Below are 21,014 nucleotides of genomic sequence, written 5' to 3' on the forward strand. Positions count from 1 at the left end.
GTCACTCGTTCAACAGCCGTTGAATCACGTCGTCGGGGTCGAGTCCCTCGCGCTCCGCCCGGAAGTCGAGGATGATGCGGTGTCTGATGACCGGCGGGGCCATCTCGACCACGTCCTCCCACGAGACGTGAGTGCGCCCGTGGACGAACGCCCGCGCCTTCGCGGCGAGCACGAGCGCCATGCTCGCGCGGGGGCTCGCGCCGAACTCGACCTGCTCGTCCTCGCGGGTGCTGCGGACCAGTTCGATAGTCCGGTTGCGGATGTCGTCGGAGATGGGTACCTGCCGGACGAGTTGCTGCGCGGCGAGCAGGTGCGTCCGCGGCAGGACGCGCTCGACCTCGGGCGACTCGCCGCCCTCGGCGTACTGCTTGACGATGGTCCGCTCCTCGTCGAACTCGGGGTAGTCGACGAGAATCTTCATCAGGAAGCGGTCGGTCTGCGCCTCCGGCAGCGGGTAGGTGCCGCCCTGGTCGATTGGGTTCTGCGTGGCGAGGACGAAAAACGGGTCCGGAAGCTCGTAGGTCTCGCCCGCGGCGGTCACCTGCTTTTCCTGCATGGCTTCGAGGAGCGCGGCCTGCGTCTTCGGCGTCGCGCGGTTTATCTCGTCGGCGAGGACGACGTTGGCGAAGATGGGGCCGCGCTCGAACACGAAGTCGCGGCCCTCCGGCGTCTCGCGGATGATTTCGGTGCCCGTGATGTCCGAGGGCATCAGGTCGGGCGTGTTCTGCACGCGCGAGAACCCCAGGTCCGTCGCGTCCGAGAGGGCTCGCACGAGCGTCGTCTTCCCCAGTCCGGGGTTCGATTCGAGCAGCGCGTTGCCGTCGCAGAGGACGCAGACGAGGAGTCGCTCGACCACGTCGTGCTGGCCGATGATGCGCTTTCCGACCTCGTCTCTGACCGCGCCGACGCTCGCTTGGAGTTCCTCGATGCTGAGGTCGTCGTCCGTCGGGACCGCGGCGTCGCCGTCGACCGCGGTTCGCTGTCCGTCGTCTCCGAATCGGTCTGGGTTGTCACTCATCTTCGTTCTCTCGTATCTCTAAGGTGTAGTCGCGAATCAGGTCGGCCTCTTCGAGCGTGTCGTCGGCGAGATAGCCGGCGCGCTGGCTCTCGACGGCGCTGTCGCCGCCGTAGCCGGTCGAGTCGTAGGCCGCGGCCGCCGACTCCGGTCCGTCGCCGTCGCCGCTACCGCCGGTTCCGGCGACAGTGGCGTTCAACTGCTCCGACCCGGCGGCCACGTCCTCGGGGTCACCGAGGATGGAACTGCCGTTTTGAAGCTGCGTCTCGTCGTCGGACGCGTCGGGGAGGTCGCCCGACGGGGTGGTCTCGCCGGCGAGTCCCTCGAACTGGATGTCCGAGATGGCGACCTGGATGCTCCCCGCCGAGAGGAGCAACGCGACGAGCAGCGCGCCGACGATGCGGCGGGTCGGCAGCAGTTCCACCGACGACGACTCCCGAAGGCGGGCCAGCACGTCGTCGTAGAGCGCGACCGACATGCGCGAGTCGCGGTTCGGGTTCCCGTCGTCGGCGACGAGGTCGCGGGCGGTCCGCAGCGCCTCGGCGACCGACGGGTTCACTTCCTCGAACTGCTCGACCGCCGGCACCCGCATCAGGATGAGGTACTCCGCGACGCCGACGAGGAGGCCCACCGCGAGGGCGAGCGGGACGGCGACGTGGACCGAGACGGCCGGGTCCACCCGCGGAAGGAAGCCGAGCGACACCGACGACCGGACGGGGAGTTCGACGACCCGGAACGCGATGTTCGCCAACAGCGTCGCCACCGCGGCGTCGACGACGCTGGAAACGACGGCGGCCTTCGCGGCCTCCCGGCGAACCTCGCTCACGGCGTCGGCCATCTCCTCGCGGCGAGCGGCTCCCGCGTCGTCGGGCGAACCTCTCTCGTCGGCGGCGGCGTCGTCGGGGGTCGTTTCAGACATCGCTACACACCGCCGGTTGGTTGCCGTCTTGGTAGCCGGCACAGGCTTGCCGGAGTTCGGCCCGGAGTTCGTCGACCCGGTCTTCGAGGCGGGAGACCTCCGACTGAAGCGAATCAATCTGGTTCTCCAGTCGGTCGTTCGTCGCTTCGAGCTCCTCGTTATCCGTTTCGAGGTCGTCAATCTGGTTTTCGAGGCGGTTGCGCTGTTCTTCGAGGTCGTCGAGCGTCGCCGTGAGTTCGCTGATTCGGCTCCGGGCGTCTTCGAGGTTGCTTTCGGTCTCTTGGAGTTCGTCCCGCGTCGACGACAGCTCGTTTTGCGTCGACGACAGCTGTGACTCCGTGTCTTCGAGGCTGTCGGAGACCTGCGACACGTCACCTCGGGTGCGTTCGAGGCTGTCGTTCAGTTCCCGTAGCTCCGTCCGCGTCGCCGACAGGTTCTGTCGGGTTTGCGAAAGGTTCTCTTCGAGCGCCGCGTTTCGCTCGCGCAACTGCTCGTTCTGTTGGTCGAGCGAATCGACCGAGTACTGGTAGAACATCGTCGCGCCGACGGTTCCGGCGGTGAGGAGGACGACGATGACGACGAGACCGAGGTTCAGGGACCGACCCAGGACACTCATATCAGACCACCTTCACTTTGCGTTCGACCCCGATACACTTGAAGACGCCGGGCGAGTACCTCGATGAGATACAGGAGGAACGCGGCGGCGACGAACGCGACCGCCCAGTCGTCGCGCACGGGTTGGACGCCGGCGGCGTTGTCGCGGGCTGAGGCCGCGATTTCGGCCGCGTCGTTGGGGCCGTACATCGTCCCGCCGCTGTCGGAGACGGCGGCTTCGAGCGCGGCCGACCGGCCGAACCCGGCGTGCTCGACGGGGTAGTTCACGGCGAAGGCGGTGTCGAGCACGTCCCGATAGCCCGTCTCGGTGGGGACGACCGTCGCCTCGTAGACGCCGGGGCTGACCGCCGAAAAGCGCAGTCCCTCGACGCCCCGCGGGCGCTCGCCGCCGCGGTAGACGACGGTCGTCGACTGGTCGACCCGGGTGTCCGACACCTCGGCGACGCCGGACGCCTTCCGCTCGGGGTCACCGATGACGTAGTTCGTGGACTTGGTGAGCAGGAGCGAGTCGGGACTTTGGAGCAGGCCGTCGAGCGTGCCGTCGCCCGCGTAAGTGGTGACGGTGGCGACGCGACCGAGCCCGTAGCGCCACGACGCGACCGCGGGAGTGCCGTCGTCGGCCGCGACGAGGAAGTTCGCGCCGCTCCTGACCGACACGTCGTTGACGCTGCCGGGGTTCGCGGTCAGCTCCACCCCGGCGGTGACGAAGTCGTTCTGGTCGACGACCGTGAGGCCGTCGCCGGCGTACTGGCGGTTCGACCCGCCGAAGAGGATGCGGAGCCGGTCGGTCTCGTCGGCTCTGAGGTAGTTCCCGCCGGACGCCCGCGCGATGGCTCGGAGGGTCCGTTCGTTCGGGTTCGGCCCGGTCCCGATGGTGATGACGCTGACCCCGTCGCGACCGAGTTGGTCCGCGAGCGTCGCGGCGTCTTGGAACCGGTCGTGACCGTCGCTGATGAGGATAATCGTCCCGCGCCTGTCGCCGAGCTGCTGAGCCGCGCCGTCGAGGCCGACGGCGATGTCGGTCGCGCCGCCGGACTCGAGGCGACGGATGAGGTCGGCGGTCGACTCGCGGTTCGGCCCGAGCGGGCGGAGCGGCGCGACGTCGTAGGCGCGGTAGTTGAAGCCGACGATGCCGACCCGGTTCTCGTCGCCGAGTTGGTCGAGCGCGTCGAGCGCGACCGATTTCTGGACGCGCATCCCGCTTTCCGCGCTACCGGAGACGTCGATGGCGAAGACGAGGTTCGTCTGCTGGGACGCGCCCTCGCCGGTCGTGACCGGCAGCATCGACGCGAGGCTCGACCCGTCGTAGCCGCCGTTTTCGAACGCGTTGCGCCCGCCGACGGTCAGCAGGCCGCCGCCGTCGATGACGAACCGCTGGAGCGAGTCGGTGTTGCCCACGTCCTCGGCGCGGAGGTCCTGGAGGACGACGGCGTGGTACGACGAGAGGTCCGCGGGGACGGTCTCGGCGGTCTCCACGTCGTACAGCTGCGAGAGGTAGTCGCGGAACGGGTAGTCGCCGCGGGAGACGTACAGCACCCTCGGGGGCTCGACCACGCGGACCGTCTTGCGGAACACGTCGTTCGTCTCGAAGCGGTCGTCGCCGTCGATGCGGGCGGTGACGCGGTGGGTGCCGGTGGTCTCGAACGTCCGGGAGAACTCGATGCCGTCTGTGGTGGTGACCGTCTCGCGGGCGACCTCCTCGCCGTCGACGTCCACGACGAGTTCGACGGTCGCGGTCTCGACGTCGTCGGGGACGACCCCGTCGACCTGCGCGAGGAAGGAGTTCTCGACGCCGACGCTAGTCTTCGACGGGCCGCTGACGGTGACGTACTGTTCGGTCTCGGTCGGTTCGACCCCGACCGCGCTCACGGTCGCGTTGAGGTCGCGGGCGAGCGTCGTCGCGGACGCGAGGCTCCGCCCCGAGGTGACCTGCCCGTCGGAGACGAGGACGACCGTCCCGTTCGGCCTGAGGTTTGCCGCGACGGCGTCACCGATGGGCGACGACCCGCCGCGGGCAACGGTCGAGGTGGTGACGGGGACGCCTTCGTCTTCGATGTCCGACGCGAGCTGCGACGCCACGTCCTCGGTGACGGCCATGCTGTCGGAGTCGTCGACGAGGAGCGTCACCTGCGGGTCGCCGTCGGTCATCCGGGTCGCGACGGTGTACGGTCCCGCGGCCGCGACGACCAAGAGGACGACGACGAGAAGCCGGGACGCAAACAGGAGCCGCCGGGAGCGCCCGCCTGCGGTCCCGTCGGCCCCGCGGAAGATGAGCGCCCACGCGAGGAGCGCGGCCACCGGGAGCGCGACGAGGAACAGCGGGCGCTGGAGGCCGAGCGTCCGCCCGGCGGCCTCGACCGTCCACGCGAGGGGCGTCGTCGCGGCGGCGGGAGTCGTGGCGGCGACAGCGTCGAGCGCGGGCAGGACGGCCGACGCCGACCCGAGCGCCGCCATCAGAGGTCACCCCGCCGGCGCAGGTAGGCCAACTCGACCATCGTCGCCGCGAGCGCGACCAGCGCGGCCCACTCGGTGAGCGGGTCCGGAACCTCGCGCTCTTCGACCCGCGTCGGGTAGTCCGAGGGGGCCGACTCGCCGTCAAGCGGCGCGGCGGCCACGTCGGACTCGGTCTCGCTGAGGAGCGACGCCGAGAACCGCTCGTCGCCGACGCGGTAGAAGCCGGCGTCGTCGAGGCGGACCTCCGGGCCGGTCGCCTCGCCCGCGGGCGTCTCGACCGTCCGGTTCGCGCCCGCCGCGAGCGACCCGCCGGTCGCCCGGTTCAACTCGGAGAGCGTCGAGCGCCCGGCGAGGTAGAACACCGAGCGCTTCCAGAACACGGGGTACTGGTAGTTGTACTTGAACGCGGAACTGTCCTCCATGAAGCCGTAGTAGAGGACGCGGCCGGCCCCGCGGCGCTCGACGGCGACGAGCGAGGTGCCGTCGGTCGTGTTCACGAGCGACTGGCCGGACCGGAGGTCGCCCGCGACGTACTCGGTCGGCGGCGGGAAGGTGATATCGCGGGTTATCGGGTGGCTCTCGACGGTCCCGATGGTCGGATTCGTCTCGACGCTTCCCTGCGAGACGAGCCGCAGGTCGCCGTAGCTCGGCGATTCCTCTTGGGCCTGAATCGCCACGCCGCCGCCGTCGGCGACGATTTCGCGGCCGGCCTCGACGTTGCCCGCGAGCAGCCGACCGGGGTTGACGTTGCTGTAAATAACCACGTCGTAGTTCGTCGAGACGGCCGTCGGCGGGTTGTCCACGGTCAAAGACACCTCGGGGATGACCGACAGCGCGGCCGTCAGATATCGGTTCTCGTCGTTCGTGAGGACGAGCACGTCCACCGAGGCGTCCCCGGGGGCCGCGACGTACAGCGCGTCGTCGGTCGGGAAGGCGTCGCCCGGTGAGAGTTCGACGCGCCCGCCGCCCGCGGGGACCGGGAGCGTCGCGGTCGCCACGTCACCGGGGTCCATGCGGACCTCTCGGGTGGCTCCGGCGAGCGAGAGCGTCCGCGTCGCCGCCGAGTCGCCGTAGTTCTTCACCGTCACGGTGACGTTCGCGCCGGAGAAGCGCCGGTCGACGATGCCGACGTTGCCCGCGCCGCCGCCCGCGAACTGCTGGAGTTCGACCACGAGGCCGCGGGCGCGGGCTTCGCGGACCGCGTCGCTCCACGGCGAGTCGTCCGCGAAGTCGCTCAGAACGACGACGCGGGCGTCCTCGCCGGCGACGGAGGCGGCGGCGGTAATCGCGGAGCGCAGGTCACCCGGCGCGTCGCTCGCTTGCAGGCCGTCGAGGGCGGCGCGGGCGTCGGTCGCGCTCCCCCGGCGGAGCACTACGTCCGCGTTCGCGCCCGCCGCAACGACCGAGGTCGTGCCGGACACCTCGTCTCGCGCCGCGGCGAGGGCGCTGTCGAATCGCGTCCCGCCGCCGTCGCGGACGCCCATGCTCGCGCTCGTGTCCACGACGAGGACGGTCTCTTGGACCGTCTCCGACTCGGGAACCAGCACGTACGGCGTCGCCAGCGAGCCGACGAGCGCGACGAGCGCGACCAGTTGGATGAGGAGGAGCAGGCTCCGAAGCAACCGGTCGAAGATGGGGTTCGAAGCGCTTCGCCCCGCCGCGTCCGCGAGGAACCGGAAGGTCGGGAGGGTGCGCCGGACCGGTTCCGGCCGGAGCAGATAGAGGATGACGAGCGGGACTGCCCCCAGGAGGGCGACCAACCCGAGGGGGAACAAGAAGAACTCGGTGAGGGCCATGCCCGACCCGTGGCGCGCCTCCGGTATGGCTGTTTCCCTACTCGTTGACACGTTCCGTATTATCGACCTATCGGAATGCGCGACTGTTCGGCGCAACCGCCCGTGACCACCCTCCGAATAATTACTGTCGGATATTATATTGTCAACTAAAAGTACGTCATTGCATAACAATGCACTTGAATCATAACACGACACAATTTTATGCTCTAAAGTTATTTGTTGAGCTACGATGGGAACTGATAGGTACACACCGCGGTCGTACGACGACATCGCCCCGGACCAGCGTCCGTCGCTGAAACAGGCGCTCGTTCCGGTGCTCGGACTCGTCGCCTTCCTCGGTCTCGGGTCGGCGTGGCTGGGGCTCGACCCGCACATCCCGCTCATCTGGAGTATCGCGCTGGTCGGCCTCCTCGGTCGGTTCGTCTGGGGCTACACCTGGGAGGACCTCTACGAGGGCATCGAACGCAGTCTGGCGATGGGGTTACAGGCGATTCTCATCCTGTTTACCATCTACGGCGTCGTCTCGACGTGGGTCGCCGCGGGGACGATTCCGACGCTGATGTACTACGGCCTCGACCTGCTGTCGCCGCAGGTGTTCCTGCCCGCGACGGCGCTCCTCGTCGGCATCGCCACCTTCGCCATCGGTTCGTCGTGGACCGCGGTCGGCACGCTCGGCGTCGCCTTCATCGGCATCGGCTCGGGGCTCGGCGTCCCGGAACCGATGACGGCCGGCGCGATTCTCACCGGCGCGTACGCGGGCGACAAGCAGTCGCCGCTGTCGGACACGACGAATCTCGCCGCCGCCGTCACGAACACCGACCTCTACGACCACATCCGCGCGATGCGAAACGGAACGGCCGTCGCGTTCGGCCTCTCGCTCGTCGGCTTCGTCGTCCTCAGCCTCGGCATCACCGGGACGATTCCGGCCGGCCAAATCGCCGATATTCAGACCGCGCTCGCCTCCACCTACGACACCACGCTCCTCGCGTTCCTGCCGCTCGCGGTCACCTTCGGCCTCGCCGCGGCTGGCTACCCCGCGCTGACCGTCCTCCTCGCCGGCGCGTTCGCCGGCGCGTTCACGAGCATCCTCGTGCAGGGCGCGTCGTTCGTCACGGCGTGGCAGACGTTCATGAGCGGCACCGGCCCGGAAACCGGCTCCGAACTCGTCAACAGCCTGCTCGCGTCCGGCGGCGTCTCCGGCTCCGCGTGGACCATCGCCATCGTCGTCGCGGCGCTGACGCTCGGCGGTCTACTCGAACAGACGGGCGTCCTCGCCGTCCTCGCTCACCGACTTCAGCGCGGCATCCAGAGCCCGCGTCTGCTCGTCGCTTCGACCGGCATCTCAGCGATGCTGACCAACGCGCTCACCGCCCAGCAGTACATGAGCATCGTCGTCCCAGGCATGACGCTCCGCGACACCTACGACGAGTTCGGCCTCGACAGCTCGGACCTCTCGCAGGCCATCGAGTCCGCCGGGACGCCGACCGGCGCGCTCCTCCCGTGGCACGCCGGCGGCGCGTACATGGCCGGCGTCCTCGGCGTCTCGACGCTCCAGTACGCCCAGTACTACTTCTTCGGCTACCTCTCGCCGCTCGTGCTGTTCGCCTTCGTCCTCGCGGGCGTCGGCTTCTCGGGCAACAGCGCGGCACAGCCCGGTCCCGCCGCTCCGGCGGCGGACGACGACTGACGCGACGAAAACTCGCGCCGCGGTATCGAACCGACCTGCGCTTTTTTACCGCTCTACCGCCGCTCTGAGCGCCCGCACCTCGTCGCGGACGGCGGCCCACTGCTCGACCGTGCCGGGGAGTTCGTCGCGGTCGTCGTGGCCCTCGATTCGGTCGCGGAGAGCGCCGGGGTCGTCCACGTCCTCGAACCGGATTGCGCCGCCGCCCGCGGCCTCGACCGAGACGGTCCCGTAGCCGAACCACGACCCCGTGACGCCCTGCGAGAGCGCGCTGTTCTGGACGCGGTCGAGCGAGACGCGCTGGACCGTCCGAGAGAGGACGCCCGTCTTCCGGTAGAGCGCCCGGTCGGTGACGACGTAGCGCGTGTTGGTGACCCGGAGGTACGACCACGCGGGCAGGAGCGGGCCGACGAGGCCCACGACCGCGAGTTCGGGCGCGTCGTTCGCGGCGGCCGCGACGGCCGCGACGACGACGACGGCGAGCCCGACGACGGCCGCGGGGATGACGGTCTGTATCCGCGGCCGACCCTCCCAGCGGACGGTCTCGTCGTCGCCGCGTGCCAGCCAGTCGTCGATGGCCGCGACGGTTTCCTCGGACGATTCGGCCACAGTCGAGCCCCCGTTGCTCGAATCGCCGCCCGTCATCGCTCGTCGGTCGTCGCGTCGAACTCGAAGTCGCTCGGTTCGAGCGCGTCGTCGCCTGCGGCGTCGGGGTCGGGGACGGCGTCGGGTTCGTCGCCCGCATCATCGCCCGCGACGCCGCCCTCGCCGTCGACGGCCTGCCGAATCGCGCGGAGTTCGGTCAGGATGTCGTCGAGGACGGCCGCCTTCCCCTCTGCGTCGGTTTCCGACCCGGAGCGGCGCTTGATTCGCTCGTTGACGAGCGTCTGGAGCGACTGCGGGTCGGCGACGTTCTGGAAGCTCATCTCGATGCCGCTTCCGCCGGCGGTGCTGATGTCGACGGAGCCGTAGCCGAACTGTCCGCCGAGGAACGTCTGGCTGTAAGAGGTGTCCTGCACCTTGTCGAACTCGATGCGCTGGACGTTCCGGGAGAGGACGCCCGTCTTCCGGTAGAGCGCGTCTGAGGTGACGACGTAGTTCGTGTTCTTGTGCGAGAGATACGACCCGACGAGGAGCGGGATGCCCACGAGGACGAACGACAGCGGGACGCCGACGATGAAGGAGGGCACGAGGCTGTACGGGTGCGGGGTGTCGGCCCAGAGAACCTCTTCGTCGTCGTCGAGGGTAATCCAATCGAACTCGGTATCCATCGCTGACACGTTTTCCCCGGCGATGGAATAGTGTTCCGCCGGCTGCGGCCGCCGCCAGTGAGTAACGGTATCAACCAACATGACAATTCCACCCGGTTGGGCAAACCATTTTACCGATGCCTGCAACGGACTGTCCATGGACAAGCAGTCACTGCTCGACTTGCTGCGTCACGACGCTCGCGAGAGCGTAGATGACATCGCCCGCCAGCTGGGCGCAGACGCCGAAGCAGTGGCAGCAGCGCTCGAAGAACTCGAAGACGACGGGGTCATCCGCGGCTACCAGGCGGTCGTCGACTGGAACAGCGTCGACGAGGAACACGTTCGCGCGCAGGTCGAAGTCGACGTCGAACTCGACCGCGAGACGGGCTACGAGGAGATTGCCCGCCGCATCGCGCGGTTCCCCGAGGTCGCCACGCTGCGACTCGTCTCCGGCGACTACGACTTCTTCATCGAGGTCGAAGGCGCGTCGATGCACGCCGTCTCGAACTTCGTCTCCGAGCGCATCGCCCCCATCCCCGAGGTCACGAAGACGGTCACGCACTTCGTGATGGATTCCTACAAGGAGGAGGGCATCGAACTCGGCGACGGCGACGACGACGACCGGCTCTCAGTGTCGCCATGACGCTCGGCGACCAGCTTTCGGACCGCGTCGAACAGGTGCCGCCGTCGGGCATTCGGAAGTTCTTCGAACTCGCCGAGGAGGTCGACGACGTCATCTCTCTCGGCGTCGGCGAACCCGACTTCTCCGCGCCGTGGGCCGCCCGGACGGCCGCCATCGACTCGCTCGAACGCGGCAAGACCTCCTACACGTCGAACCGCGGGATGCGCGAACTCCGCGAGGCCATCTCGGAGCGCGTCACCCGCTACGGGCAGGAGTACGACCCCGAAGACGAGATTATCGTCACGACGGGCGCGAGCGAGGCCGTCGACCTCGCGTTCCGGGCGTTCGTCAACCCCGGCGACGTGGTGGCGATTCCCCAGCCGTCGTACATCTCGTACACGCCGGGGGCCATCTTCGCCGGCGGCGAACCGCTCCCGGTGCCGACCCGCGCCGAAGACGAGTTCAAACTCACGCCCGAGGCGCTCGAAGCCGCCGGGGCCGACGAGGCCGACGTGCTGGTGCTCTGCTACCCGAACAACCCGACCGGCGCGGTGATGACCGACGACGAACTCGCCGACGTGGCCTCGTTCGTCAGGGACCACGACCTCGTCGTGCTCTCCGACGAGATCTACTCGGACCTCCGGTACGAGGACGACCACGCCTCCATCGCCACCCACCCCGGCATGCGCGAGCGGACCATCGTGTTCAACGGCTTCTCGAAGGCCTACGCGATGACCGGACTGCGCCTCGGCTACGCCATGGCTCCGGCGGGGGCCATCGACGCGATGAACAAGGTCCACCAGTACGCGATGCTTTCCGCGCCCACGACGGCGCAGTACGCGGCGCTCGAAGCGCTGCGGTCCTGCGACGACTCCGTCGAGGAGATGCGCCGCGAGTACGACCGCCGCCGGCGGTTCGTCCTCGCCCGCTTCGAGGAGATGGGACTCGACTGCTTCGAGGCGAAAGGCGCGTTCTACGTCTTCCCCGAGGCCCCCGACGGCGACGACGAGGCGTTCGCCGAGGGCCTCCTCGAAGAACAGAACGTCGCGCTCGTCCCGGGAAGCGTCTTCGGTGAGGGCGGCGCGGGCCACCTCCGCGTCTCCTACGCGACGGGGATGCGCGAACTCCGCGAGGCGATGGACCGCATCGAGGCGTACGTCAGCGACTGAATCGACCGGGCGACACCCGACTCGACCCCGTCACCCGCTTTTTTCCGAACGAGCGCCACCATGAGTATGCGAAGCATTCACACGGATGGGACGCGTACGGTCAGTGATGTACGACGAAATCCTGCTCCCCGTCGACGGGAGTCCGGCGGCCGAACAGGCGATGCCGCACGTGTTCGACCTCGCGGATCGGTTCGACGCGACGGTACACGTGTTGTTCGTCGTGAACACGACGCGGGACAGCGCGGGTGTTGTCGGCGGCACGGTCCTCGACACGCTCGAACGGGAGGGCCGACGCGTCGTCGACGAGGTCGAAGCACGCGGCGAACGCCGCGGTATCGAGACGCACGGCGTCGTCCGGCGGGGCGCACCGCACGACGCAATCCTCGACTACGCGACCGAACACGGCGTCGAGGTCATCGTGATGGCGACGCACGGACGGACGGGCGTCGAGCGCGTGCTGCTCGGGAGCGTGACGGAGCGCGTCGTCCGGGCCGCGCCGGTTCCCGTGTTGACGGTCCGCGCAGCCGAGTAGTCGGGTCGTCGGGGCGAAGCGGCCACGACGGCTCGACCGGCCGAAACACACCGCGATATCGCTGACCGAGCGCGTCATCGACGCTGGCCACCGTTGGGACGGTTCGAGAGACCAACACGCAAAGTATTATTAAATGCGCTTTCGTCGTGCAATACGAATGGATTCGGGAGGTGACACGGACATCGCCGTGACCGAGGACGCGTCCACGTTTCAACTCGGACTGGACGACCTCAAGCGGCGAGGGAGCGCGCTTCTGGTCGTCGGGTCGGTCCCGACTGAACTCTACTCGCGCGCGTCCAAACAGATGCTCGGTGCCCCCGACGAGCCGCGACGCCGTCTGTTAGTTCTCAACGACTCGACGCCGCTCGCCGACCGACTCGACGACGACATCCAGCGCACCAAAGAGTGGACGCGCGTGGTTCGGTACTCGACGCTCGAACGGAGCGCGGCGGCATCGTCGTCTCCCGACGCCGTGCCGACCGCTGCGGACACCTACGAGCGCCGGGTTGGCGGCGGTCTCGGTCAGCTCGGTGCGGAACTCGCCAACGACGTGACCGAGTTCGACAGCCTCTCCGGCGGGCTCTCTCCGGCCGAACTCCGCGTCGCGTTCGACTGCCTGCCGTCACTCCTCTCGCGGTACCAGCGAGACCAGGTGTTTCGGTTCCTCCACGTCATGACCAACCACGTCCGCGCCCGAAACGGGATGGTCCACGTCTGGTCGCCCGGGGACCGCGAAGACGAGCGCACCCGGCTGCTCGAACCGCTGTTCGACGCCGTCGTCGAACTCGACGTCGAGGGCACGGAGGCTCGCCAGCGCTGGCATCTCCGGCGGCGAGACGCCTCCTCCGGCTGGTTTCCGTTGGAGTCGTGAATCTCGCACGACCAGTACGCTTTTCACCTTAATCGTGTCACGTAGACACAATGGAACCGTCCGGGCAGGACCAGCGGGCTGACGCGTCTTCCGCGTTGGAAGTCGGTTTTTCGCTCCCTTCAGATGGCACGGGGTTGGTCGTTCGAGACAACATCGAACGCCACCAGTTCATGCTTCGAACGCCGTCGTCAGTCGCGCCGGAGCCGACCGACCGACGCCGGTTCTCGCTCCCGACGGACGCCGCGGTCCGCATCGAGACCGACCGTATCGGGTTGGCCGCGAACACGGTCGTCTGCGTCCGCGACGAGGCGGGGTCGATGCTCGCACAGGTCGACCAGCAGGGTCGCGAGGAACTCGACGCGGCGACGTACAGCATCGAGCTTTTCGGCGCGGTCAAGACGTATCTCCGAGTCGACGGGGCAGTGACCGTCGACGCGCAGCCGCTCGAAACCGTGCTCTCGTTCGAGGAGTCCCAGACGGTGTTCGTCGGCGCGCGGTCGTCCCACGAGAGCCCCGCGGCGACGATTACGACGACCGACGACCCGCTCGACGTGATGGAGGCCGTCTCGGCGTTCAGCTCCGCGCTCAAGACCACGAGCGTCGAGCGGTCGTACCCGACGCTCCGGGGCCACCCGCCGCTTCTCGAACTGGGCGACGAACTCGACATCCCGGCGGAACTCCGCGTCCCCGACACCGGCGTCCGAATCGAACTCCCGCCGACGCTGAGTCACGTCTTCGTGGCGACGCCGCTGGCGTACTATCTCGGCGCGAGGCTCGTCCCCGGCGACTCGCCCCGACTCGTCACCGAAGGGGGGTTCGTCCACGACTTCGACGGCCCACACGGGTTCGAGGAGGCGGTCGCGCGCGCGCTCAAGCGCACGTTCTTCCTCGACTGCGTCGTTCGGACGGAGGGCATCTACGACGTGCCGCTCCACGAGCGCCAGACCGTCGAGTCGCGGACGGATATCGACGCCGAGGGGCTGTACGACGCGCCGCTCGACGAACGGCTCGCGGCGTACTTCGAGCTTCCGTACGACCAGATTGCCGACCTCGTCCCGGAGTGGAAGCTGACGACGCACGTCGCGCCGCAGACCGACAACGTCGAACTGCTCCCCTTCGTCACGAACGACCTCGCGGTCGTCCGGACCCCGTCCGGGACCGAAGTCCCGCACTCGGAGGTGCAGGCGGCCGTCGTCGACGATTTCCTCCGAGACGACGCCGACGCCGAGGACATCGACGCCGAGACCGTCAGGAGCGCCGGCGCGACGACGCCGAGCGAGACGTACGTCAAGCCCAGTTCGACCGATTCGGTCGAGCAGGCGTGGATTAGCGACGGAACGCCCGTCGGCGCGAGCAAGACCACGCCCGCCGCCTATCGGAACCGCCTCCAGCGCGAACCGGCGCAGGGTGATATCGGTATCACGGTCGTCTGTAACGACCCCGAGATGCTCGACGAGACCGACATCGTCGACGAGGTGTACGGCTCGCGCGACGGACTGTCGTTCGACGTCGACGCCCACTACGACCTCAGCGGGGCGGAGCTTCGGCAGACGCTCGCGGAGCCGACCGACTTCCTCCACTACATCGGCCACATCGACGACGACGGCTTCCAGTGCCGCGACGGCAGGGTCGACGCGGAGACGCTCGACCACGTCGGAACGGGCGCGTTCTTCCTCAACGCGTGCCAGTCGTACGACCAAGGACTCGCGCTCGTCGAGGCCGGTGCTATCGGCGGTATCGTCACGTTCAGCGAGGTCATCAACAGTCAGGCGGTCGGCGTGGGTCGCACGCTGGCCCGACTGCTCAACGGCGGGTTCCCGCTCCAAGCGTCGCTCGACGTGGTCCGAATCGACAGCGATGTCGCACACCAGTACGGCGTCGTCGGGGACGGCGGACTATCGGTCGTTCAGACCGAAAGTGGAGTCGCAGTCTACTGTGAAGTTCAGGATGTGTCGAGCGGCGCGTTCGAGATATCTTATCACGCATTCAATACTTCTCAGGCCGGGATTGGGTCCCTAATCAGGCCTGCACTCTCGAGTGATATGCCGTATTATCTCTCCTCTGATGGCGTTTCGAGTACTGAACTCTCTGAGGACGAACTCCGAGAGTTCCTCGCGCTAGAACAAATTCCGGTTGTCTACGACGATGCCGTCTACTGGGATTGCGAATTCCTCGCGTAGTTACGGCCCGTAGATGACGCTGGTGTTTCCGGCCGCCACGCTGCCGGCCTGCGAGAGCAGGAGCGTGAGCGTGAACAGGACGCCCATCATGCGGGGGTTCTGACGGAGGTACGTTACCATCTGGTTGCTGTCGTCGGACATGTGCACTTACCCCAAGGCGCGTGCAGAAATTATAATTTTTCGTGTATATCTGATATGAAATTAACTTAATTAACGGAGCGGGTGTCGCAAGTAACCGTCAGTCTGGCGAACGGTTCCCGTAACGGCGTGCAAACTACCCGTACGCTGCACGGACTACGCGTCGGCTACGAGAACGGAGACGAGAGAAGACGGTCGGCGTCCGAAACGGTTGCCCGGTCTGGTCAGGAGTTGTCGATGTCGGCCTCGCCGCCGATGTCTCGGTACACCGCTGAGATTCCTTCGGTTTCGTCGAGCTGCCCGAGCGTCTCGTCGAGTTCGCGCCGGAGCTCGGTCAGGCGGGCGGTGAGCCGCTGGTACTCCTCGTTTTCTTCCAGCGCCGCCTCGTCTTTCTCCGACTCTAACAACGCCTTCTTCGACGCGAGGGAAAACAGGTCTTGGATACCCACGTCGTAGGCGTTTCGCAAGATGAGGTTAGAGACGGTCTCGGTCAGCGCTTCGCGCGAGACGGGTTTGACGAGGTAGTCGTCGAAGCCCATCGCGATGATGTCGAAGTCAGGTTCGACTGCGGTCACCATGGCGACGCGGCACTCGAAGCCACGGTCTCGAATCTCCGAGAGCGCCTCGTCGCCCGAGAGGTCGGGCATCCGACGGTCGAGGAGAACAACGTCAACCTCGTCGTCGAGCTTATCGAGCGCCTCGCGGCCGCCGTAGGCGACACGAACGCCGTAGTCGTTCCTAAGCCAGGTTGCGTACAGATCGGCGAGGTCAGGCTCATCTTCAACGATGAGCACCAGTGGCTGTTCTGCGCTCATTGGTAGTGGAGTGGTGTTCCGGAGACGCTCACGAAACTCAATGTCGTGCAGTGGTATATCAAAATACCTCTTGTCTAACGCCGTCCGAAACCGCGCTTGTGGGCACTAATTGCCCCCCGGAGTTGTTATACATTCCGGCGAACCGAACAGATACTAACTGTCGGATGTCCCCGAAATCGACTCGACGGTGATGCGGTTCGCCTCGACATCCTCTAACACCGCGCCCCACCCGCCGACGGTGTAGGTCTCACCGTCGGTCTCGACGGTCAGGCAGACCTGCCCCGCGAGTTCCGAAAACGACAACGCGTCCGTCGGCGCGGAGACCGCCGTGTAGTACACGTCAGTCACTTCGCCGGTGAACTCGATTGGGTCGCGCTCGTCGGTCTCGTAGCCCTCGATGTGGGCGGTGATTCGGTTCCCGTCGCGGACGAGCGGCTCTACGTCCTGTACGAAGTGTCTGATGTCCGAGTACACTATCGGCGGCTCGTCGGTCTGCGCGTCGTAGACGACCTCCCAGACCTCCCACAGCGCCGTCTGGAAGTACCAGTGGAAGACGTACGCCAGCGTGTAGTCGTCGACGAGGACGCCGTACTGGTTCACCGAGTTGTCGTGCGGCGCGAAACACGCGCCCGTCCGGTCGACGATGGCGACGAACGGCGTCGGAAGGGTTCGGTGTCTGACCTCCGTGGCGACCCCGCGGTACTCCCGTTCGGCGGGTGGTTCGAGTTCGTCGGTCCGCTCGGGGTGGAGCACGACCTTCACCAACGCGCCGTTCTCGTACGCCTCCGACAGCGCCGGCTTGAGCTCGTCGAACTGCTCGGGAGTGACCGACAGTTGGACCTCGCCGTCGGCCCCTCGAATCATCTCTTCGGCCCGATTGAACACCGTCTCGAAGCGCTTGACGATGCTCAGCATGTGCCGGTCGACCGCGGGCTGTTGCCAGCGCGCCTCGATTTCCTCTGCCGCGTCGTCCAGTTGGACGGCGCGGCTCTTGAGGTCCTCCATCACCGATTGCGGGTCGCACGCCCGCGCGTGAAGGCTGTCTTGCTCGTAGGTCTCGATGTAGCCCTTCGCTTCGAGGTCGCGGAGAACATCGTAGATACGGGCGGTCGGCACGGCGCAGGCGTCGGCGAGTTCGGTCGCACTCGCCGCGCCGAGTTGCAGCAGCGCGACGTACGCCTCGGCCTGATACTGAGACAACCCGGCGTTCCGGAGTGCGGTGCGTAGCTCCGCGGTATTCATCGCTTGTAGATGCACGACATACATCCCTATTAATTATCGTATGTTCTCGCCCCGCGTTCGCTCCGGGCGTCGAGCCGAGAGCGGGGAGAAAGAACAGTGAGGAGACGGAAACAGCGGGAAAACGAAACGGTCGGGTGCGCGTTACTCGCTCGGGCTGTAATTCGGCGCTTCGTCGGTAATCATCACGTCGTGGGGGTGGCCCTCGGTCTGGCCGGCGGCGGAGACGCGGACGAAGCGGGCGCGCTCTTTGACCTCGGGGATGGTCTCGGCACCGACGTAGCCCATGCCGGACTGCATGCCGCCGACGAGCTGGTGGAGCTCGGACGCGAGCGAGCCCTTGTACGGCGTCGCGGCCTCGACGCCCTCGGGGACGTACTCCTCGTCCTCGTTGTCCTCCTTGAGGTAGCGGTCGGCACCGCCGGACTGCATCGCGCCGACGGAGCCCATGCCGCGGTACTGCTTGTACTTCTTGCCGTTCATCGTGATGACGCGGCCGGGGGCCTCGTCGGTGCCGGCGAAGTAGGAGCCGAGCATGACGGCGTCGGCACCGGCGGCGACCGCCTTGATGGCGTCGCCGGAGTAGCGGATGCCGCCGTCGGCGATGACGGGGATGTCGTAGTCGGCGGCGACGTCAGCGACTTCCGCGACGGCCGAAATCTGGGGCATGCCGGAGCCGGAGACGACGCGGGTCGTACAGATGGAACCGGGGCCGATGCCGACCTTGATGCCGTCCGCGAAGTCGACGAGTTCGGCCGCGGCCTCGCGCGTGCCGACGTTCCCGACGACCACGTCCGCCTCGACGGACTCCTTGATGTCGCGGGCGGTGTCGATGACGTTGAGGTTGTGCGCGTGGGCGCAGTCGATGAAGATGACGTCCGCGCCGGCGTCGTCGGCCATCTGCGCGCGCTCGTCGTCGAACGGGCCGACGGCGACGCCGCAGACGAGGCGGCCGTCGTCGTCGCGGGCGGCGTTCTCGTGTTCGCGGCGCTGGAGGATGCCCTGCATCGTGACGAGGCCGGCGAGGCGGCTGTCGTCGTCGACGATGGGGACGCGCTCTATCTTGTGGTCGTACATGAGTTCGAGCGCGTCGCGGGCGGTCACGTCGCGTTCGGCCGTGATGACCTCGTCCGTCATGGCCTCGCCCACCTCGTCGGACTCACCGACTTCGAGGTACGGGCGGATGTCGGTGCCGGAGATGATGCCGAGGACCACGTCGTCGTCGTCGACGACGGGTGCGCCGGAGACGCCGGCGCGCTCCATCATCTCGTCGACCTCGCTTATGGTCTGGCCGGGGTTGGCCGTGACCACGTCTTCGCGACGGATGACGAGTTCGTCGGCGCGCTTGACGCGCTCGATTTCGCGGACCATCTGCTCGGCGTTCATGTTGCGGTGGAGCACGCCGAGGCCGCCCTCGCGGGCCATCCCGATAGCCATCCCGCTTTCGGTGACGGTGTCCATCGCCGCCGAGAGGATGGGAATGTTGAGTTCGACGTTCTTCGAGACGCGCGTCGACACGTCGGCGTCGTCGGGTTCGACGCGGCTCTCCATCGGGCGGAGCAGCACGTCGTCGAATGTGAGGGATTCGGGTACCCGTAGCTTCTCGGTGAAGGGTTCTCGGTCAGGAACGTCGTTCGCCATATCAAGCGTGGTTGCGGCGACGACAAAAGGGTTGCGAGATAGCACGGGCGTGTCGATGTATCGCAAACCAGTTCGGTGATATATACATGTGCGTGAGTATTCTTCGCATCGCCGGCGGACCGAGACGACCACCAGAACACGTGACGACACCCGCGTTCGACGGCCGCCGCCGACCGCGACCACTCGGGGGCGTTCGTCCCCTCGTCACGGAGTACCGAACCGCAAGACCGTCGTGAATAATCACCATGTTCACGAACGTGTACCGCGAGATTTTCGAGATTTCAAATTATAGCCGACGAATCGTCAGTGCTTTTTATAATGAAGGCAGAAATACTCGTGTCCCGTGCGGGCGTATCCCACACAACGTTTAATACTCCTGTCCTAATGTAATCTTGTATGGACTCCACGTGTCCCGCCGCATCGCGCATTGCCGGTCAAACGACCTCCGACTCCGGCATTCTCTTTACAGCGATGTGGCAGACATTTAAACGGGAGTTCAATTTCGGACGAAATGGGCTTCGCGTGCAGAGCGCCAGCACGCCCCTGTCCGAATTGCGTTCGTATCGCCGCTTGGGCCATGGTGACGGCCAGTAACATCGAATGAGTGTCTCACGCCACCCAGTCGCCCTTCGCCTCGAGCAACAGGTAGGGGGTGCCACCAGACTGCTCGCAACGGTCATGGGGCTGCCCCTCATCGACGGCATCTTCCCAGCCCTCATCATCGCGGGGGCGCTGACGACCACCGCCGGGACCCCCTCGGTCGCGGGTATTCTCCAGACCGGACTGCTCATCTTCGGCGGGTCGGCAACCGTCGCGGTCATCCTCGCCGAGATGGACGGCACGCGCCGCGAACAGCTCACGTCCATCCTCCTGCTCGGCGCGCTGCTCATCCCGGTCGCCGTCGCCGAAGCCGCCCTCGCGGAGGTCATCGCGGAGGTCCTGTACTTCGAGCGGTTCCACCGGTTCGCCGGCCTCGTCATCCTCGCCGTGGCGGCGAAGACGGCCTCCTCGAAGGTCGGCGAGTACCTCCCGTCGCCGAGCGTCATCGTCGGCCTCGGTCTCGTTGCGAGCTTCAACCCCGGCGGCATCGAAACGGTCGTCTCCGCCGGCACGAGCCTGCTCACCGCTAACCCGGTTCGCCTCTTCAGCGCCGGCGCGGCGGCCGGCACGGGCGTCGGCTTCGCCGGGGCGGTCGCGCTGTTCGCCCCGCAACTCCGCGGCAACGTCGACATCGACCTCTTCCGCTTCGGGAGCTCGGTCGCCCTCGGCATGCTGGCGCTCGAAGTGCTCGGCCTGATGCCGACGCAGGCCCCCGTCGCCCTCGGCGTCCTCGCCGTCACCGCGCTGTTCGCGTTCGACCCCGGCTCCGACGACGCGGACCTCGACGAGTTCGTCGACGACGCCTCCGCCGAGTCGGCCACGCCTAACGCGAACGCCAACGGGGCGGTCGCAGACGGCGGCGACGACGCCGACCCGGCCGACTACGACGCGCTGGTCGACGACGCGAACGAGACCGACGACGACTCCGAACCGGGGTACGGCTATCCCGGCGAAGAAGAGTCGCGCGCCCCCTGGCTGTAACCCGCCGGGCGACTTTTTCTCCCGGCCGACGAACCACGTCGCGTGCGACGGACTTTCGATATCCGAACCGAGTGCCGGCTTCAGGTCGTCGACGTGACCGACGAAGTCGAGGCGGCGCTTCCACGGGGATACGACGGCGTCTGTACCGTTTTCTCGAAACACACCACGACCGGCGTCTGCGTCAACGAGTCCGAATCGCGGCTGCTCGGCGACATCGAATCGATGCTCGCCGAGGCGGTCCCCGACGACGGCTGGGACCACGACGAACTCGACGGCAACGCCGACTCGCACCTCCGCGCGCTCCTCGTCGGCAACGGCGTCTCGATACCGGTCGCGGACGGTTCTCTCGACTTCGGTCGGTGGCAGTCCGTCCTCCTCGTGGAGTGCGACGGCCCGCGCACGCGGACCGTGACGGTTGCGACGCCCTGAATCGACTCGGGGCGCGGCCTCGCTGACAGCCAGGTCCCCGGCACCTCCCCGACCGCTGGCGGAG

Annotated in this window: 20 protein-coding genes; 9 read left to right on the top strand and 11 right to left on the bottom strand. The window is 67.2% G+C overall.

The window, feature by feature from the left end:
• Position 1: 1 nt before the first annotated feature.
• The 5 genes from DVK03_RS06320 to DVK03_RS06340 are packed head-to-tail and all read right to left on the bottom strand — an operon-like array spanning position 2 to position 6,799.
• A complete protein-coding gene (locus DVK03_RS06320; protein ID WP_004043682.1) occupies positions 2–1,018 on the bottom strand; it encodes a MoxR family ATPase in 1,017 nt (338 codons plus the stop codon).
• Positions 1,011–1,934: a hypothetical protein gene (locus tag DVK03_RS06325; protein WP_115802481.1), complete on the bottom strand. Its 924-nt coding sequence runs from the start codon at positions 1,932–1,934 to the stop codon at positions 1,011–1,013. The genes DVK03_RS06320 and DVK03_RS06325 overlap by 8 nt, the downstream gene beginning before the upstream one ends.
• Positions 1,927–2,550 carry a DUF4200 domain-containing protein gene (locus tag DVK03_RS06330; protein ID WP_008611328.1) on the bottom strand — a complete coding sequence of 208 codons (624 nt, stop codon included), beginning with the start codon at positions 2,548–2,550 and terminating at the stop codon, positions 1,927–1,929. The genes DVK03_RS06325 and DVK03_RS06330 overlap by 8 nt, the downstream gene beginning before the upstream one ends.
• The gene (locus DVK03_RS06335; protein WP_006600373.1) at positions 2,547–5,003 is read right to left on the bottom strand and encodes a vWA domain-containing protein; all 2,457 of its coding nucleotides are present in this window, start codon (positions 5,001–5,003) and stop codon (positions 2,547–2,549) included. The genes DVK03_RS06330 and DVK03_RS06335 overlap by 4 nt, the downstream gene beginning before the upstream one ends.
• Positions 5,003–6,799, bottom strand: a complete 1,797-nt coding sequence (locus DVK03_RS06340) for a BatA and WFA domain-containing protein (protein ID WP_115802482.1) — start codon at positions 6,797–6,799, stop codon at positions 5,003–5,005. Before DVK03_RS06340 ends, DVK03_RS06335 begins: the two co-directional genes overlap by 1 nt.
• Positions 6,800–7,028: 229 nt before the next feature.
• Between DVK03_RS06340 and nhaC the strand changes: the two genes are divergently transcribed.
• Positions 7,029–8,486, top strand: a complete 1,458-nt coding sequence (gene nhaC, locus DVK03_RS06345) for a Na+/H+ antiporter NhaC (protein ID WP_115802483.1) — start codon at positions 7,029–7,031, stop codon at positions 8,484–8,486.
• Positions 8,487–8,531: 45 nt separating this feature from the next.
• On the opposite strand, the gene DVK03_RS06350 is transcribed toward nhaC, so the two are convergent.
• On the bottom strand, positions 8,532–9,128 hold the full coding sequence (locus DVK03_RS06350; RefSeq protein WP_115802484.1) for a PH domain-containing protein: 597 nt from the start codon (positions 9,126–9,128) through the stop codon (positions 8,532–8,534).
• Positions 9,125–9,754: a PH domain-containing protein gene (locus DVK03_RS06355; RefSeq protein WP_006600369.1), complete on the bottom strand. Its 630-nt coding sequence runs from the start codon at positions 9,752–9,754 to the stop codon at positions 9,125–9,127. The genes DVK03_RS06350 and DVK03_RS06355 overlap by 4 nt, the downstream gene beginning before the upstream one ends.
• A gap of 136 nt (positions 9,755–9,890) precedes the next feature.
• Here DVK03_RS06355 and DVK03_RS06360 point away from each other — a divergent pair, with 136 nt between their 5' ends.
• The 5 genes from DVK03_RS06360 to DVK03_RS06380 all read left to right on the top strand — a co-directional run bounded on the left by DVK03_RS06360 (position 9,891) and on the right by DVK03_RS06380 (position 15,107).
• Positions 9,891–10,376 (top strand): Lrp/AsnC family transcriptional regulator, encoded by a 486-nt coding sequence (locus DVK03_RS06360; protein WP_004043674.1) that lies wholly within the window; start codon positions 9,891–9,893, stop codon positions 10,374–10,376.
• Positions 10,373–11,524 carry a pyridoxal phosphate-dependent aminotransferase gene (locus DVK03_RS06365; protein WP_115802485.1) on the top strand — a complete coding sequence of 384 codons (1,152 nt, stop codon included), beginning with the start codon at positions 10,373–10,375 and terminating at the stop codon, positions 11,522–11,524. The genes DVK03_RS06360 and DVK03_RS06365 overlap by 4 nt, the downstream gene beginning before the upstream one ends.
• 106 nt (positions 11,525–11,630) lie before the next feature.
• Positions 11,631–12,056, top strand: a complete 426-nt coding sequence (locus DVK03_RS06370; protein WP_006600367.1) for a universal stress protein — start codon at positions 11,631–11,633, stop codon at positions 12,054–12,056.
• Between the two features lie 157 nt (positions 12,057–12,213).
• Complete coding sequence (locus DVK03_RS06375) at positions 12,214–12,927, top strand: hypothetical protein (RefSeq protein WP_004063646.1); 714 nt, start codon at positions 12,214–12,216, stop codon at positions 12,925–12,927.
• 134 nt (positions 12,928–13,061) lie between these two features.
• Positions 13,062–15,107 carry a hypothetical protein gene (locus DVK03_RS06380; RefSeq protein WP_115802486.1) on the top strand — a complete coding sequence of 682 codons (2,046 nt, stop codon included), beginning with the start codon at positions 13,062–13,064 and terminating at the stop codon, positions 15,105–15,107.
• Here DVK03_RS06380 and DVK03_RS20015 read toward each other — a convergent pair whose 3' ends face one another.
• From DVK03_RS20015 to guaB, 4 genes are all read right to left on the bottom strand, one after another.
• Complete coding sequence (locus DVK03_RS20015) at positions 15,108–15,248, bottom strand: hypothetical protein (protein WP_008605571.1); 141 nt, start codon at positions 15,246–15,248, stop codon at positions 15,108–15,110.
• A gap of 221 nt (positions 15,249–15,469) precedes the next feature.
• Positions 15,470–16,060, bottom strand: coding sequence for a HalX domain-containing protein (locus DVK03_RS06385; RefSeq protein WP_004063642.1), 591 nt, complete (start codon positions 16,058–16,060; stop codon positions 15,470–15,472).
• Between the two features lie 153 nt (positions 16,061–16,213).
• A complete protein-coding gene (locus DVK03_RS06390) occupies positions 16,214–17,302 on the bottom strand; it encodes a TrmB family transcriptional regulator (protein ID WP_006600364.1) in 1,089 nt (362 codons plus the stop codon).
• Positions 17,303–17,443: 141 nt separating this feature from the next.
• On the bottom strand, positions 17,444–18,940 hold the full coding sequence (gene guaB / locus DVK03_RS06395) for an IMP dehydrogenase (RefSeq protein WP_115802487.1): 1,497 nt from the start codon (positions 18,938–18,940) through the stop codon (positions 17,444–17,446).
• Positions 18,941–19,336: 396 nt separating this feature from the next.
• On the opposite strand from guaB, the gene DVK03_RS06400 reads away from it, so the two are divergent.
• The 3 genes from DVK03_RS06400 (at position 19,337) to DVK03_RS06410 (ending at position 20,950) form a co-directional block, all read left to right on the top strand.
• Positions 19,337–19,534 carry a hypothetical protein gene (locus DVK03_RS06400; protein WP_013035350.1) on the top strand — a complete coding sequence of 66 codons (198 nt, stop codon included), beginning with the start codon at positions 19,337–19,339 and terminating at the stop codon, positions 19,532–19,534.
• A gap of 84 nt (positions 19,535–19,618) precedes the next feature.
• Positions 19,619–20,521, top strand: coding sequence for a DUF5794 domain-containing protein (locus tag DVK03_RS06405; RefSeq protein ID WP_115802488.1), 903 nt, complete (start codon positions 19,619–19,621; stop codon positions 20,519–20,521).
• 42 nt (positions 20,522–20,563) lie between these two features.
• Positions 20,564–20,950, top strand: a complete 387-nt coding sequence (locus tag DVK03_RS06410; RefSeq protein ID WP_115802489.1) for a secondary thiamine-phosphate synthase enzyme YjbQ — start codon at positions 20,564–20,566, stop codon at positions 20,948–20,950.
• The last annotated feature ends 64 nt before the right edge of the window (positions 20,951–21,014 follow it).

This window comes from Haloferax sp. Atlit-109R (genome assembly GCF_003665865.1).
Taxonomy (GTDB): Archaea; Halobacteriota; Halobacteria; order Halobacteriales; family Haloferacaceae; genus Haloferax; species Haloferax volcanii.